The sequence below is a fragment of the Corallococcus exiguus genome (genome assembly GCF_009909105.1).
GTDB classification, from domain to species: Bacteria; Myxococcota; Myxococcia; order Myxococcales; family Myxococcaceae; genus Corallococcus; species Corallococcus exiguus.
This window is the reverse complement of sequence record NZ_JAAAPK010000001.1, coordinates 1233561-1247553: the sequence shown is the minus strand read 5'-3', so window position 1 is coordinate 1247553 and position 13993 is coordinate 1233561. Positions and strand designations below refer to the sequence as shown.

Genomic DNA, 13993 nt, shown 5'->3' with positions numbered 1-13993 from the left:
ACGCCGGGTGTCTGACTTTGACACCCGACGTCACGGCAGGCGGCCAGGTATCAGGCCGCCTCCAGCAGGCGCAGGAAGGCCCGGGCCGCATCGGCGTCGCTGATGGAGCCCAGCCCCTCGCTCACCTGCAGCTCCGTGGACACGACGCCGGGCACGCGCGTCTGTCCGAAGCCTCCCGCCACCCAGACCCGGTCCTCGCGCGCGATGCGGTCGCGCTGGCGGCTGTACACCTGCGGTGAGCCACGCAGGAACACGTGGAACATGTTCGTCTGCACGGGCTGCGGCAGCACGGTGACGCGGGAGTCCGCCGCGATGAGCGTGGTGAGCGCCTTCGCGCGCTTCACGTAGCCGGGGATGGCGGTCAGCGCCGCGTCGAAGCGCATGGCGGCGGAGGCCACCAGCGGGGCCAGGTGGAACAGGTTGCCGCCGTGCCGGTGGCGCCACACGCGCGACTCCTTGATGAAGTCGCGGTTGCCCACCAGCATCGCGCCGCCGATGCCGCCCACCATCTTGTAGAAGGACACGTAGACGGAGTCGAAGCCCTTGCAGATGTCCGCGTAGGAGCGGCCATAGAAGGGCTGGCTCTCCCACAGCCGCGCGCCGTCCATGTGCAGCTTCACCTTCTTGTCGCGGCACGTGCGCTTGAGCTCCTGGAGCTGCTCCCACGTCTGGAGCTGCCCGCCCAGCCAGCGCACCGGCAGCTCCACGCTGACGCTTCCCAGCGTGTCGCGCGCCTGCACCACGTCCTCCGCCAGCAGCGGCCGCGTCCACGGGCCCAGGTTCACCGCGCGCAGCTGGTGCAGCACGGAGTAGGCGTCGTCTTCATGCAGCACGTGGTGCGACGACGGGTGCACGCCCACCGTGCGCACGTTGCTCGCGTCCGCGTAGATGCGCAGCGCGATGAGCTGCGCCATGGTGCCCGTGGGCATGAAGCACGCGTCCTCGAAGCCCAGCAGGTCCGCGAGCTTCTTCTCGAAGGCCTGCACGAAGTCGCCGTTGCCGTAGAAGTCGCTGGTCAGCTTCTGGCGCTGCATCCACTCGCCAATGCGCACGTACTCCGCGCCGTCGTCGGACGTGGAGGCCACCGGCAGCGACGCGGTGCAGCCCTTGCGCAGCTGTTCGTACTCGGCTTGGGAGACGGGCTTGGGAGCCGCCTCCGCGGCGGGGACGCCCGCGAGCCCCGGCGACTTGACGGTGCGCAGGGACGGCGTGCCTCCGTCAGGAGCCGCCTGGCTCCGGGTCGGGAACAGCGTGGAGCCCGCGAGCAGGCTGGTGAGTCCGAGGAACTCCGCCCGGCTGAAGCGACTGTCCTTCATGTGCCCTTCCCTCCCGCTTCCAATGGCTACAACCAACTGGCGCTCTTGAGCCCCATTCCCGCCAGGGCCCGCTCCGCGGCCTGCACGCCGAACCAGTTGGCCTCCTCGAAGAGGGCCATGCCGCCCAGGTCCGTGTGCGCGAAGTGCAGGTGCCGCCCCAGGCTCTGTTGCGCGGCGCGGCGAGCTTCGCCCCAGAGGAAGCCCGGCTGGGGCCGCACCATGGCGTGACCCCAGCGCTGCACCTCCAGCCGCTGCGCGAGCGCGCCCACCCCGGGGTGCGCCGGCAACAGGTCCGCCATCACCAGCGCCTCCCAGTCCCCGTACGTCGCGGAGAGGGCCTGATTGCGCTCCGCCTTCACGTCCGCGCCGGCCATCGGCAGGTACCAGGTGAGCACCGTGGGCCCGCGCGAGTCCTGGCGCAGCGACTGGTGCGTAGCCACCACGTAGCCCAGGCTCCGGCTCTCGTAGAAGACGTTGTCCCAGGCCAGCGGGAAGCCCCGAGACGCCGGTGGCGCGGACACCGTCAGGTTCGCCACCACCCACGGGCTGTAGACGAAGGCGTCCATCCACGCGGGTCGCGCCTCGCGCCACGGCGCCACCACGTGCGCGGCGACGAAGCGCGGGCACGCCAGCACCACCTGCCGCGCACGAAAGGCCCGGGGCGCCCCGGTGCGCGCATCCAGCGCGTGCACGCGGCAGCCGTCCTCGCCCGGCTCCACCGTGTGCACCAGCACCTGCGTCTCCAGCTGACGCGGGCCCAGCGACGACGCCAGCTGCTTCACCAGCCGGCCGTTGCCCTCGGGCCAGGAGAGGAAGCCGTCGCTGCGCTCACCCTTCCCGTTCTGCCGCGCGGCGAAGTACCAGATGCCCGCCCAGGCGGAGACGTGCTCGGAGGTGGTGCCGTAGTCGTCGCGGCACGCGTAGTCCACGAACCACTTCAGCCGGGGCGAGCGGAAGCCCTCCGCCTCCATCCACTGAGCCATGCTCAGCGCGTCCAGCGCGGTCCACTCCGCGTCGTCGCTGGAGAGCGCCACTGGCACCGCGAACGCCTTGCGCCCCTTCGCGTCGCGCGCGGCCGCGAAGGTGTTCATCCGCGCATCGAAGCGCTCCAGCTCCGCCAGGTCCTCGGGGCTCGCGCCCGCGCGCAGGTACAGCCCTTCGTACCAGTGGCCCCTGTAGAAGACGCGCTCGTCGGGCTCCTGGATGAGCAGCTCCTCCGCGAACGACGGATGGCCTTCCGCGTCCACGCCGGTGACGGCGTCCATCTCTCGCAAGAGGCGCATCACCGGCCCTGTGTCCTCCAGGGGGGACGGCAGGTAGTGCGCGCCCCACGGGAACGCGGACACGGTGTTGCGGCCCGAGCGGGACGTGCCCCCGGCCTCCGTCTCCAGCTCCACCACGCGCAGGTCCTTCACGCCCGCGGCGGACAGGCGCCACGCGGCGGACAGCCCGGCCGCGCCCGCGCCGACAATCAACACGCCCACCGGCTCGAAGTCCTGCGCGCGCGGCAGCGGCCCTGTGCGCAACTTGTGGCCGGTATCCACCGCCCGGTCCACGATGGCGCCCGGCACCGGCGCGCGAGCGGCCTGCCGCGTACAGGCGCTCGCCACGGAGGCGCCCAGGAACGCGGCCACCAGCTCGCGCCGCGTCAGTTCCACCGGCGCCACTCCTCTTCGTAGTAGTGCACCAGCACCTGGTTGTTCAGCCGGTTCACCTCCGCCGGCAGCGGGGACATGTCCGGGGAGAAGCGCGTGAGCCCCTCCAGCGTGTCCTCGTCCAGGAACGCCAGCCCCTCCGGCAGCGGGCGGTAGCGGCCGGGCCGGTCCTGCGCCACCAGCACGTAGCCCCACTCACCGAAGGACGGCACCAGCGCGTGGTACGGCTGCGTCCAGAAGCCCGCGGCCTTCAACGTGGTCTCCACGCACCAGAACGAGCGCCGCGCGAACAGAGGGCTGGTGCTCTGGATGACCGCCACGCCGCCCGGCGACAGGTGCCTCTTGAGAATCTTGTAGAAGCCCGTCGTGTACAGCTTCCCCAGCGCGAAGTTGTTGGGGTCCGGGAAGTCCACGATGACGACGTCCCAGGCGTTGGCGCCCTCCGCCAGGAACTGCATGGCGTCCGTGTTGATGACGCGCATCTTCGGGTGCGTCATGGAGTGGTGGTTGAGCGCCGCCAGCTCCGCGTAGTTCGTGGCGAGCCCGGTGATGGCGGGGTCCAGGTCCACCAGCGTGACGGACTTCACGTCCGGATACTTCAGCACCTCGCGCGCCGCGAGCCCGTCCCCACCGCCCAGGATGAGCACGTGCTCCACCTTCTGCGCGCGCACCATGGCCGGGTGCACCAGGGACTCGTGGTAGCGGTACTCGTCGATGCTGGCGAACTGGAGGTTGCCGTTGAGGAACAGCGAGAAGCCCCGCTTGCCGCGCGTGACGATGATGCGCTGGTAGGGGGAGCTCGTGGCGTGGACGACGTCATCCGCGTAGAGCTGGTCCTCGTAGAACGTGGTGAGCCGGTCCCCCATCGCGAAGCACACCAGCAGCCCCGCGCACAGCGCCACCGCCTTGATGCGCAGGCGCATGGGGTTGGCCAGCACGGGCGCGAGCAGCCACGTGCTCCACAGCCCCACGCCCGCGTTGAGCAAACCGAAGAGCAGCGACGTGCGCACCAGTCCCAGCTTCGGCACCAGCAGCAGCGGGAAGGCCACGCTGGCCGCGAGCGCGCCCAGATAGTCGAACGTCAGCACCTGGCTGACCAGGTCCTTGAACTTGAGCTGGTCCTGCAGGATGCGCAGCAGGAGGGGAATCTCCAGCCCCACCAGCGTGCCGATGAGCAGCACGCTGCCGTACAGCACCACGGGGAACACGCTGGTGAGCGTGAAGGTGAGGAACAGCATCGGCGCGCACAGCCCGCCGACCAGGGCCACGGCCAGCTCTATCTCCACGAAGCGCTGGGCCACCCCGCGCTCCACGAAGCGCGACAGGTAGCTGCCAATGCCCATGGCGAAGAGGTAGCCGCCAATGACGGTGGAGAACTGGGTGATGCTGTCCCCCAGCAGATAGCTGGCGAGCGTCCCGACGATGAGCTCGTAGATGAGCCCGCACGTCGCGATGACGAGGACGGTGAGGAAGAGCAGCGTCTTGTTCAAAGCGTCACGTGTTTCAGCCGCTGATGGCCGCCGCGATGATGATGGCCAGGCCCAGGATGAACGAGCCGATGACGATGCCCAGGGCGGTGTTCTGGTCGACCTCGATTTCCTTGTGCACGTCGTACGGCAGGATGAGGCGGATGACGTAGAAGCCGGCCACGAACACCACCAGGCCGATGAGCGAATAGATGACGCTCGCCAGCACTCCCTGCAGGGTGACCACCACTCCGAGCAACAGCATCACTTGCCTCCCATGAATCCACCGGTCCACAGCAGCACGCCGCCGGGACCGCGCTTCACGTCGCCGGTCACCCGCCCGCGCTCCTCGTCACTGAATGGGGCCCAGCCCGTATAGGTGGCCCACGCATACGCCACGAGCACCAGTCCGCCCAGGTACTTCATCGTCCACCTCCTGGCCCGCGCGGGCCGTGCGCGCTACAGGTTGCTTTCCTTCCAGCGCTCGGTTTCGAAGCTGTGGGCGCCGAAGAACGACAGCGCCGGAATCACCAGCAGCAACACCAGCGCGATGACGAACCAGCTCTCGTTGGGCGTGTCGTGCGTGAGCAGCACCTGGTAGCTGAGCACCGGCCCCAGCGAGGGGCCCGTGAGCTTCAGGTTCGGGTCGAACGACGTGGTCGTCCGCAGCACGTACTTCCCCTTGGGCAGCGACGACAGGAACACGCTGCCATTCTGCCCGCCCTCGCTCCACGAGCCGTCGCTGTCGCGCCCGTGGTAGTAGCTCACCTCTTCGTAGAAGCTCACCACGTCCTGCGTGTCCTGGTTCACCAGGTCGCCCTGCACGCCCACCCAGGAGTTGTCGAGCGGCTGCGACATGTGGATCTCCGCCCGCACGTTGCCGTCCCGAAGAAGCTCGAAGGGCTCGCTGAAGTGCATGGCATCCGGGGAGCCGGAGGTCGCGGTCCGGGGCAGCGTCACCCGCAGGTCCAGCACCCGCGCATTGAGCGCGCGCGCGTGGAGCAGACCCGCCAGCGCGAACAGGCCCAGCAGCCACACCGCGGACCAGCGCAGCGTGCGCATCATCGACTCGCGGCGCAGGTTGGGCTGGCTGGGCGCGATGCCCCGGGGCCTGGGCAGCGGCTCCTTCAACCGGAACGCTTCGCGCACCTTCTCCGGGGAGAGGTACTCGCCATGCGTGTACGCGACTTCGTTGTCGGTGGCGTCCTCGTTCACCGAGTACGGCGGCGCGACGTACTCCGTGGCGCGCGCCTTCTCGCCCTGGAAGACCTTCCAGTAGAACTCGCCCACCACCGCGTCGGTGACGGCGGTGACGGACTGGAAGGCCTTGTAGCGGCGGCGTTCGTAGAAGGCGGACACCTGCGGCACGACGCTCGCGTCACCGGCGGCCATGGGCGTCAGGAACACCCAGTGGCCGTTGGACTCCATCAGCCAGGTGAAGCCGCGCGCCGCGTTGTAGAGCAGGTACTCCATCCACGGGTAGCGCGTGCCCTCCACCACGCACGAGCGCTCCTGGTAGCCGATGCAAATCCAGTCCGTGCCGTCGAGCGTGCCCTTCTGCCCCAGGGCGATGGCCGCCGGCAGCTCCGGCTTCTGGAGCAGCTTGAGGAAGGCCAGCTTGCCCTGCGTCACGCTCATCAGCGCGCCGCAGTACGGGCACGCCACGCGCATCGCCTGGTCCGGCGCGCGCAGCTCCAGCGGGCCATTGCAATTGGTGCAGCGCGCCTGCTGGAGCTGGGCCTTGCGCACGCGAGGGCGCAGCTCTCCCGCGGGGATGCCCAGTTGCTTGAGCTCCAGCCGCTGTCCCAGGAACACCTCCGGGTCGCGGTCGCGCCTGCCGAAGTCCAGCGTGACGAACAGGCCGCGCGGGCCGGTGGCGTCCACGTAGTAGCTGTCCGCCTCTGGATCCACGTCGCTGGGGAGCTGTCCCTCCGCGGCGACGACGCGCCCGTGGCCGCGCTCCTCCACCACCAGCGGGCGGTTGCGCAGGCGCAGGCGGTCACCGGGGTGGAGGTGCTCCAGCTCGATGCCCTCCTCCACGCCCGCGTCGGAGAGCAGGTGGAAGGCGCCCTCGGACTCGCTGAGCCAGCCGGTGCGGCCGTCGGCCATCTCCACGTACCACTCGTCCCAGGGGCCGGCGCCGTGGTCCTTCTGGAGGTGCCCGACGATTTGATACGAGGTGCCGTTGACGCGGCCCTCCAGCCCCAGGCGCAGCGGAGAGTCCGTCTCCACGATGCGGGCCACGCGGCCGTGGTCCTCCAGCTCCGCGCCCACGCGGGCCACCATCGTCTGACAGTGGCCGCACACCACGACCTGCGCCGACCCGGCGGAGAACTCCACGCTCGCGCCACACGACGGACACGCCCCCTGCGTCACGCCTCCACCCCTCTCGACAGCTCGCGCACGCGGCACGACGTGGCGCCCAGATGCTTCGCCGCCAGCGCGGCGAAGTCCGGACGCGCGCGGGTGCGGCAGCAGTAGACGTTGAGCGCGGCGAAGCCATGCTCCGGGAAGGTGTGGACGGTCAGGTGGCTCTCCGCGAGGAGCGCCAGGCCGGTGACGCCGCCGGGCTCCGGGAAGACGTGCCACTGCGGCTGGCCCACGACCTTCAGGTCCATCAGGACGACCAGCTCCTCGAAGAGTGCCGCCAGCGCGGCGGCGTCCTTGAGCCGCTCCGGCGTGCAGCCGCTCGCGTCAACCAGCCATTCCTGTCCGGTTGTCACAGGGGAAACCTCCGGGAGTAGAGACCCTCTTTAACACGCTGGAGCCGGGTCGAAAGCCGCTAGGATGCCCGCCCCATGCGCACCCGATTCCTGACCGCTGGACTCCTCTGCCTCGCCCTGACCGCGTGCTCCAAGGACAAGGAGCAGCCGCCCGCCGCGAAGGCCCCCGCCGCTCAACCCTCCAACTCCGCGGCGGCCACTCGCACGGTGAGCCTGCAGACGGACGCGGCCTCCGCGAAGGGCTTCCAGAAGAAGGCCCTGGAGGGCCAGGACCTCTGGGCCACGATGGAGACGAGCGAAGGCACCGTCGTCATCAAGCTCTTCTCCAAGGACGCGCCCAAGACGGTGGCGAACTTCGTGGGCCTGGCCACGGGCGAGCAGCCGTGGATCAACCCCAAGACGGGTGAGCGCGAGGAGGGCAAGCCGCTCTACGACGGCGTCCTCTTCCACCGCGTCATCCCGGACTTCATGATCCAGGGCGGCGACCCCACGGGCACCGGCCGGGGCGACCCGGGCTACCGCTTCGGGGACGAGTTCAAGAGCAACCGGGACTTCGACAAGGAGGGCCTGCTGGCCATGGCCAACGCGGGTCCGGGCACCAACGGCAGCCAGTTCTTCATCACCACGTCCAAGCCGCAGTTCCTCAAGGGCAAGCACACCATCTTCGGTGAGACGGTGAAGGGCTACGACGTGGTGCAGAAGATCGCCGGCGTGGAGCGCAACCGGGCGGACCGGCCGTTCTCGGACGTGAGCATCAAGCACATCACCATCAGCGACACGCAGCCGTGAGCCTCCGTCCGCGCCACGTGCGCACGAAGCTGGGTGAGCTGGACTGCCACGTGGTGGACGCGCTCCCCGAGGGCGCGACGCCGGAGCTGGTGGTGGTGTTGAGCCACGGCTTCGGCGCGCCGGGCACGGACCTGGTGGCGCTGGCGCCCGAGCTGATGATGGCCGCGCCCCGCCTGGCGCAGGGCGTGCGGTTCGTCTTCCCGGAGGCGTTGCTGTCACTGGACGCCCTGGGCATGCCTGGTGGCCGCGCATGGTTTGAAATCCCCATGGCCATCCTGATGGGCCAGGGACGGGACTGGCCGCAGTACTCCCAGACCGTGCCGCCGGGGATGCCCGCCGCGCGCCGGGCGTTGATGAGCGTGGTGGCGGCGCTCCAGGTGCCCCTGAACCGCGTGGTGCTGGGAGGCTTCAGCCAGGGCGCGATGATGTCCACGGACGTGGCGCTGCGGCTGGAGGAGTGCCCCGCCGGCCTGTGTCTGCTGTCCGGGGCCATGGTCGCCGGCAAGGAGTGGGAGCCCAAGGTCCGCGGCCGGCCATCCCTGCCGGTGTTCCAGGGACATGGCCGGCAGGATCCGGTGCTGCCCTTCCAGGAAGGCGAGCGCCTGCGCGACCTGCTGACGGGCGCGGGGCTGCCGGTGGAGTTCCTGCCGTTCGACGGCGGGCACACCATCATCACCGAGGAGCTGGAGCAGCTGGCGGCGTTCCTCGTGAAGCAGCTGGACGGGCGCTGACCCGCGGGACACGGAGGGTTTCGCGTGTATCAGGCGAAGGAGCTGACGGTGTCCACGCGAGGCCGAGGCCTGGTGGACATCACCGGTGAGGTGCAGCAGGCGGTGAAGGGCACGGGCATCCGCGAGGGCCTGTGCACGGTGTTCCTGCACCACACCAGCGCGTCGCTGATCATCGGCGAGAACGCGGACCCCGTCGTCCAGCGCGACCTGGAGGCGTTCTTCTCCCGGCTGGTGAAGGACGGGGATCCGCTGTTCCAGCACGACGCGGAGGGGCCGGACGACATGCCCGCGCACGTGCGCACGGTGTTGACGCAGCTGTCCCTGAGCATCCCGGTGAAGGACGGCGAGGCGGACCTGGGCACGTGGCAGGGCGTCTACGTCTGGGAGCACCGCACGTCACCGCACCGCCGCCGCGTCACGGTGTCCGTGCTGGGCGGCTAGAGGTCACGCACGGTGGCGACGATGGGGGCGCCCTTGCGGCGCCTCTTTGGCGCCTCGTGAGCCTGTCCTCGGATGCGCACCCAGGTGCCGGGGTCGTCCGGCATCGCGTGGGCCATGGACCAGCCGGTGGGCACTTCCGGCGTGGTCCATCCGTAGAGGGCTCGCGCGTCCTTGGGGGCCAGGTTGATGCAGCCGTGGCTCACGGGTTCGCCGAAGCGGTCGTGCCAGTAGGCGGTGTGCAGGGCGAAGTCGCCCTCGAAGAACATGGTCCACGGCACGGTGGCCACGCGGTAGCTGGCCTTGCCCATGCTGCCCGTCATGTCTGCTTCCGCGAACTTCACCCAGATGCGGAAGAGACCTTCTGGCGTGTCCGTGCCGGGTTTGCCGGAGGAGATGAGCGTGGCGTAGACGGGGCGGTCGCCCTCGTAGGCGATGAGCGTCTGGGCCTCCAGGTCCACGTCCAGCCAGCGCGCTCCAGGCTCCACGATGGACGGTGACGCCAGCGACCACGCGACGTGCAGGTCGTCGCGCGCCACCCAGTGGTCCTCGGCGATGCGGACCCACTGGCCGTCGGGGGACAGCTCTCGCACGGAGACGAGCGTGCGCGGCGGGAGGGTCGTCTCTCGTTCCGCTCGCGCGTCCGGGGCCTTGCGCACCACCACGTCCGTGCGAGGCGCGGCGCGGGACTGGGCCCAGCCGAAGGGCATGGGCAGGGACGCGAGCGCTTCCGCGTCCAGGCCGCTGAAGTCGGAGGGGCGGTGCTCGCGCAGCACGCGCGCTTCGAAGTACTGACCGTCGGAGGTGCGCCAGAAGGTGCGCCGGCCGACCTTCACCTGGCCCAGGAGCTTCACGGTGACGGAGCCCTTGAGCAGCACGCCCTGCTTCTTCCGGCGGGCGAGCGCGAGGCTCGGATAGGCACGCACGCGGTGGCCCACCACGCGCGCGTAGACGCCGGGAGTGAGCGCGCCCTCCTCCACGCGAGGCAGCGGGCGGACGCGGGGCTCGCGGAAGTTCTGTTCCAGGTAGCGCTCGCAGACCCAGCCACGCGGTTGCAGTTGCACCCAGGTTTCGCAGTCCGGGCCGCGCATCGCGCCCTGCCACTTCACGCGCATGTCCTGGGCCACGGTGCCCAATGAAGGCGAGTCCTGCCGGGGCTCGGAGCGCACCGCGATGGAGCGGCGCACGCGCAGCGAGCCCGCGTCTGGCGCGTACGGGATGGCGTAGGGCTCCATGCCCGCGTCGACGTCCGTGAGCGGTACTTCGGCGACCACGTCCTCGTCACCGTCGGCCCCCGTGATGGGCGTTGCCGGGGGCGGACCGTGGGTGTCGGTCCCCGCGTTCGCGACAGGCGCGTTCGGGTCGGAGCCCATGGCGATGTCAGGCGAACCCGGAGCACTCCCGCCGTCGAGCGCTTGCGCGAGGGCCTCCGCATCGGTCGCGGTGGCGTCGTCGTCCGCGTCGATCAACGGCTCGCCGTCCGGCCCCAGCTCCAGCACGGGGACCTCGGACTCGGTGATGACCTGCGGCTCCTCTTCGCCCGGAAGGGCTCCGGTGTTCGCGCCAACGGAGATGGATTGCGCCAGCGAGAGCGCACTGCCCGCGTCCTCCTGCTCCTCCATGACGTCCAGCAGCGCGGGAGCAGCCGCATGCGTGACGCCACCGTCATCAGCGGGCTCGGGCGCGGTGGCCTGCCATGCGGAGTGAAGCGCCTGCGCGGACTCCTCCTGCGCGGCCTCTACAGCGTGCGCGGAGGCCTGTGCCGTCACGGCCGGCGCGGCGCGGGCCTCGGGCACGGGGGCCTGTGCTGTCACGGTGCCCGCGTCCACCAATGCGGCGGGCACGGGGGGCTCCACCGGAGCGCACGCGAAGAACAACAGGGGGAGTCCGAGGGGGAACCAGCGGCGGCGCATACGGGCCGCAACGGTACGGGTCCCCGCTGACATCCTCAACGTCGGCTCAGGTGCGATCTCCTGCGCGCGGAAGCGCGTGGGTGGGCAGGGCTTGCGCCCTGAACGGCGATTGCCACGAACGGCGGAAAGCGCCGCCGCGGATCAACTCCGCCCCTCCGCGGGCGGAATCCCTTCGGGCGACTCCGGCGCCTCCAGGAGCTTGTAGAGCGTCTTGCGGTCCACGCCCAACAGGCGCGCCGCTTCGCTCTTGTTGCCCCCCACGTGCTGGAGCACGTGCGCCGCGTAGCGCCTGGACAGCTCCGCGAGGCTCGGCAAATCCCCCGCGAGTCCCGTCAGCCGCTTGGGCGCGTCACCGATGGGCTCCGGGAAGTCCGGCGGCCCCAGCACGCCCGTCACGTTCAGCGCGAGCGCCCGCGCCATCACGTTCTCCAACTGCCGCACGTTGCCCGGCCAGTCGTACACCGTGAGCCGCGCCATCGCGTCCGCCGTCACCACCGGCCGCACCCCGCCCCTCGCGTGCAGCGACGCGAAGTGCTCCACCAACGCCGGGATGTCCTCGCGCCGCTCGCGCAGCGGCGGCAGGTGCAGGTGCACCACGTCCAGCCGGTACAGCAGGTCCTCGCGGAACAGCCCCTCCACCACCCGCGCCTTCAAATCCTTGTTCGTCGCCGCCAGCACCCGCACGTCCACCTTCACCGGGACGCTCTCGCCCACGCGGCGGATCTCCCCCTCCTGGAGCACGCGCAAGAGCTGCGACTGGACCTTCATCCCCACGTCGCCAATCTCATCCAGGAACAGCGTGCCGCCGCTGGCCTCCTCGAACAGGCCGCGCCGCGCGCCCGACGCCCCCGTGAAGCTGCCCTTCGCGTGGCCGAACAGCTCGCTCTCCATCAGCGACTCGGTGATGGCGCCGCAGTCCACCGGGATGAACGGCCCCGACGCGCGCGCCGAGCGCTTGTGCAGCGCCCGCGCCACCATCTCCTTGCCCGTGCCCGTCTCACCCGTAATCAGCACCGGCACGTTGCTGGTCGCCGCGCGGGCCACCTGCTTGTAGACCTCCAGCAGCGCCGGGCTGCGGCCCACCAGCGACGTGCGCTCCACCTGCTTGCGCAGCGTGCGGTTCTCCTCCACCAGCCGCTTCTGCTCCAGCGCGCGCTTCGCCACCCGCATGATGGCGTCCACGTCGAACGGCTTGGACAGGTAGTCGAAGGCGCCCAGCTGGATGCTGTCCAGCGCGCCCTCGATGTTGCCGAACGCCGTCACGACAATCACCGGCGTGTCCGGCAGGTTCGACTTCACCGTCTGGAGCACCTTCAGGCCGTCGCCCGGGTCGGGCATGGCCATGTCCGTGAGCACCAGGTCGAAGGACTGCTCGCCCATCCGCTCCGCCGCGCCCTTGGGGTCCGGCGCCTGCGTCACCGGCCCCAGCACGCCCAGCAGGCGCTGGAGCAGGTCCCGCGCATGCGGATCATCATCGACGACGAGGATTCGGGCTGTGCTCATGAGGCCTTGCGGATGGAGTGAGCGTCGGACTCCACCACAAGCGGCGCCGGAGTGCGCGCCACACGTGCGAACCGCACGCGGATCCGCGTGCCCTTGCCCTCTTCTGAATGAACCGTGAGCGTGCCGCCGTGCGCCTCCACCACTCGCCGGGTGGTGGCCAGCCCCAGGCCGTGCCCAGGAATGCCCCGCACCTCCGCGGCCCGGAAGAACGGCTGGAACAGCGACGCCTGCGTCGCCGGGCTCATCCCCAGCCCGTTGTCCGTCACCTCCACCACCGCGTCCGTCCCCTCCGTCGCCACCCGTACCTTCACGCGCGGATCCGGCCTCCCCGCCGTGTATTTCACCGCGTTGGACAAGAGGTTGCGCGCCACCACCTGGAGCAGCTGCGCCGGACAATCCACCAGCACGCCCGGTTCCAGCTCGCGCTCCAGCGACACGCCCAGCGCCGTCGCCGTCTGACTCACCTCCAACAGCAGCGTGCTCACCGCCGTGTCCAATTCCCCCATCGTCCCGTCGCCCCGGGTGCCCGCGCGGCAGAAGCGCAGCAGCGCTTCAATGAGCTCCCCCATGCGCACCGCGCTGGATTCGCACTGCGAAATCATCTCCAGCGCGCCCGGGTCCTTCACCGCGCCGGAGCGCCGGATGAGCGTCAGGTAACCCTTGAGCGGGGACAGGGGCCCCATCAGGTCGTGCGCCACGCGCCGGGTGAACGCATCCAGCTCCTGGTTGTGCCGCCCCAGCTCCTCCAGCTGCCCCTGGATGGTGGCGTCCTGGCGCTTGAGCAGGGAGATGATGTGCCAGCCCACCAGCATGGACAGCAGGATGGCCAGCAGCGTGGTGGCCGCGCCCAGTGCCGTGTTGCGCACCCGCAGCGTGCCCAGCCGCCCCACCAGCACGCGCGCGTCGGACGCGTTCTCCGTGGCCAGCTGTCCCGCCAGCTGGTCCACCTCCGCCGCCAGGGGACGGATGCTCTCCACCAGGTGGCGCCGGGCGCGCTCCGCGTCGCGCTGCCGTGAGAACACCGCCGCCGCGCGCACCTGATCCGCCAGCCCCTGGCACGCGCCGTTGAAGCGCAGCCAGATCTCCTTCTCGCCGGGCGGCAGGTGGCGCATGTACGCCTCCGAGGACTGGCGGATGCTGCCCAGGATGTCCTCCATCACCGCGTCGGCTTCCTTGCGCTCGGCGTCGCCGCTGGAGCGCACGTGCGCTTCGATGGCGGACTCCAGCGCCATCACGTCCACGCGGATGCGGCCGATGAGGCTCGCGCGCTCCAGGGCCTCCAGCACCAGCGCGTCCACCTGACGCCCGGTGCGCACCTCCGTCAGGAGCATGAAGCCGGTGACGCCCGACAGGAGCATCACCACGAAGAAGAAACCCGCGCGGTATCCACGGATGGGGGTCCGCGAGTTCATCGCCACGGGAACGCTCCTTGGGTCGACAGAGGAAGAACCAGCGGGCG

General features: G+C 70.4%; 13 protein-coding genes. 3 read left to right on the top strand and 10 right to left on the bottom strand.

What is annotated here, in order from left to right; all coding sequences use genetic code 11:
- Positions 1–50: 50 nt before the first annotated feature.
- From GTZ93_RS05120 to speD, 7 genes are read right to left on the bottom strand one after another with little or no spacing between them, the layout of a single operon-like run.
- Positions 51–1316 (bottom strand): threonine aldolase family protein, encoded by a 1266-nt coding sequence (locus GTZ93_RS05120; RefSeq protein ID WP_139916394.1) that lies wholly within the window; start codon positions 1314–1316, stop codon positions 51–53.
- Positions 1317–1342: 26 nt separating this feature from the next.
- Positions 1343–2974 (bottom strand): FAD-dependent oxidoreductase, encoded by a 1632-nt coding sequence (locus tag GTZ93_RS05115; protein WP_180946025.1) that lies wholly within the window; start codon positions 2972–2974, stop codon positions 1343–1345.
- Entirely contained in the window at positions 2965–4461 is a 1497-nt protein-coding gene (locus GTZ93_RS05110; RefSeq protein WP_120577379.1) for a polyamine aminopropyltransferase, read from the bottom strand. Before GTZ93_RS05110 ends, GTZ93_RS05115 begins: the two co-directional genes overlap by 10 nt.
- Before the next feature lie 13 nt (positions 4462–4474).
- Positions 4475–4702, bottom strand: a complete 228-nt coding sequence (locus GTZ93_RS05105) for a DUF350 domain-containing protein (protein ID WP_014393984.1) — start codon at positions 4700–4702, stop codon at positions 4475–4477.
- Entirely contained in the window at positions 4702–4863 is a 162-nt protein-coding gene (locus tag GTZ93_RS42110) for a hypothetical protein (protein WP_014393983.1), read from the bottom strand. The genes GTZ93_RS05105 and GTZ93_RS42110 overlap by 1 nt, the downstream gene beginning before the upstream one ends.
- Positions 4864–4896: 33 nt before the next feature.
- Complete coding sequence (locus tag GTZ93_RS05100) at positions 4897–6813, bottom strand: DUF4178 domain-containing protein (protein WP_139916389.1); 1917 nt, start codon at positions 6811–6813, stop codon at positions 4897–4899.
- Positions 6810–7160: an adenosylmethionine decarboxylase gene (gene speD, locus GTZ93_RS05095; protein ID WP_139916387.1), complete on the bottom strand. Its 351-nt coding sequence runs from the start codon at positions 7158–7160 to the stop codon at positions 6810–6812. Before speD ends, GTZ93_RS05100 begins: the two co-directional genes overlap by 4 nt.
- Before the next feature lie 75 nt (positions 7161–7235).
- Here speD and GTZ93_RS05090 point away from each other — a divergent pair, with 75 nt between their 5' ends.
- From GTZ93_RS05090 to GTZ93_RS05080, 3 genes are read left to right on the top strand one after another with little or no spacing between them, the layout of a single operon-like run.
- Positions 7236–7949 carry a peptidylprolyl isomerase gene (locus GTZ93_RS05090; RefSeq protein WP_139916385.1) on the top strand — a complete coding sequence of 238 codons (714 nt, stop codon included), beginning with the start codon at positions 7236–7238 and terminating at the stop codon, positions 7947–7949.
- Complete coding sequence (locus GTZ93_RS05085) at positions 7946–8680, top strand: alpha/beta hydrolase (RefSeq protein WP_120577375.1); 735 nt, start codon at positions 7946–7948, stop codon at positions 8678–8680. Before GTZ93_RS05090 ends, GTZ93_RS05085 begins: the two co-directional genes overlap by 4 nt.
- 24 nt (positions 8681–8704) lie before the next feature.
- Entirely contained in the window at positions 8705–9121 is a 417-nt protein-coding gene (locus tag GTZ93_RS05080) for a secondary thiamine-phosphate synthase enzyme YjbQ (protein WP_120577374.1), read from the top strand.
- Here the strand turns inward: GTZ93_RS05080 and GTZ93_RS05075 are convergent.
- From GTZ93_RS05075 to GTZ93_RS05065, 3 genes are all read right to left on the bottom strand, one after another.
- Positions 9118–10962 carry a L,D-transpeptidase family protein gene (locus GTZ93_RS05075; RefSeq protein WP_257979058.1) on the bottom strand — a complete coding sequence of 615 codons (1845 nt, stop codon included), beginning with the start codon at positions 10960–10962 and terminating at the stop codon, positions 9118–9120. The genes GTZ93_RS05080 and GTZ93_RS05075 overlap by 4 nt on opposite strands.
- A gap of 210 nt (positions 10963–11172) precedes the next feature.
- On the bottom strand, positions 11173–12534 hold the full coding sequence (locus GTZ93_RS05070) for a sigma-54-dependent transcriptional regulator (protein WP_139916383.1): 1362 nt from the start codon (positions 12532–12534) through the stop codon (positions 11173–11175).
- Complete coding sequence (locus GTZ93_RS05065) at positions 12531–13946, bottom strand: sensor histidine kinase (RefSeq protein WP_120577370.1); 1416 nt, start codon at positions 13944–13946, stop codon at positions 12531–12533. The genes GTZ93_RS05070 and GTZ93_RS05065 overlap by 4 nt, the downstream gene beginning before the upstream one ends.
- Positions 13947–13993 lie beyond the last annotated feature (47 nt).

Bases quoted from the DNA above. Each gene is read 5' to 3' on its own strand.
- GTZ93_RS42110 (WP_014393983.1), bottom strand. From the start codon at position 4,863: ATGAAGTACCTGGGCGGACTGGTGCTCGTGGCGTATGCGTGGGCCACC.
- GTZ93_RS05070 (WP_139916383.1), bottom strand. From the start codon at position 12,534: ATGAGCACAGCCCGAATCCTCGTCGTCGATGATGATCCGCATGCGCGG.
- GTZ93_RS05120 (WP_139916394.1), bottom strand. From the start codon at position 1,316: ATGAAGGACAGTCGCTTCAGCCGGGCGGAGTTCCTCGGACTCACCAGC.
- GTZ93_RS05090 (WP_139916385.1), top strand. From the start codon at position 7,236: ATGCGCACCCGATTCCTGACCGCTGGACTCCTCTGCCTCGCCCTGACC.
- GTZ93_RS05105 (WP_014393984.1), bottom strand. From the start codon at position 4,702: ATGCTGTTGCTCGGAGTGGTGGTCACCCTGCAGGGAGTGCTGGCGAGC.
- GTZ93_RS05065 (WP_120577370.1), bottom strand. From the start codon at position 13,946: ATGAACTCGCGGACCCCCATCCGTGGATACCGCGCGGGTTTCTTCTTC.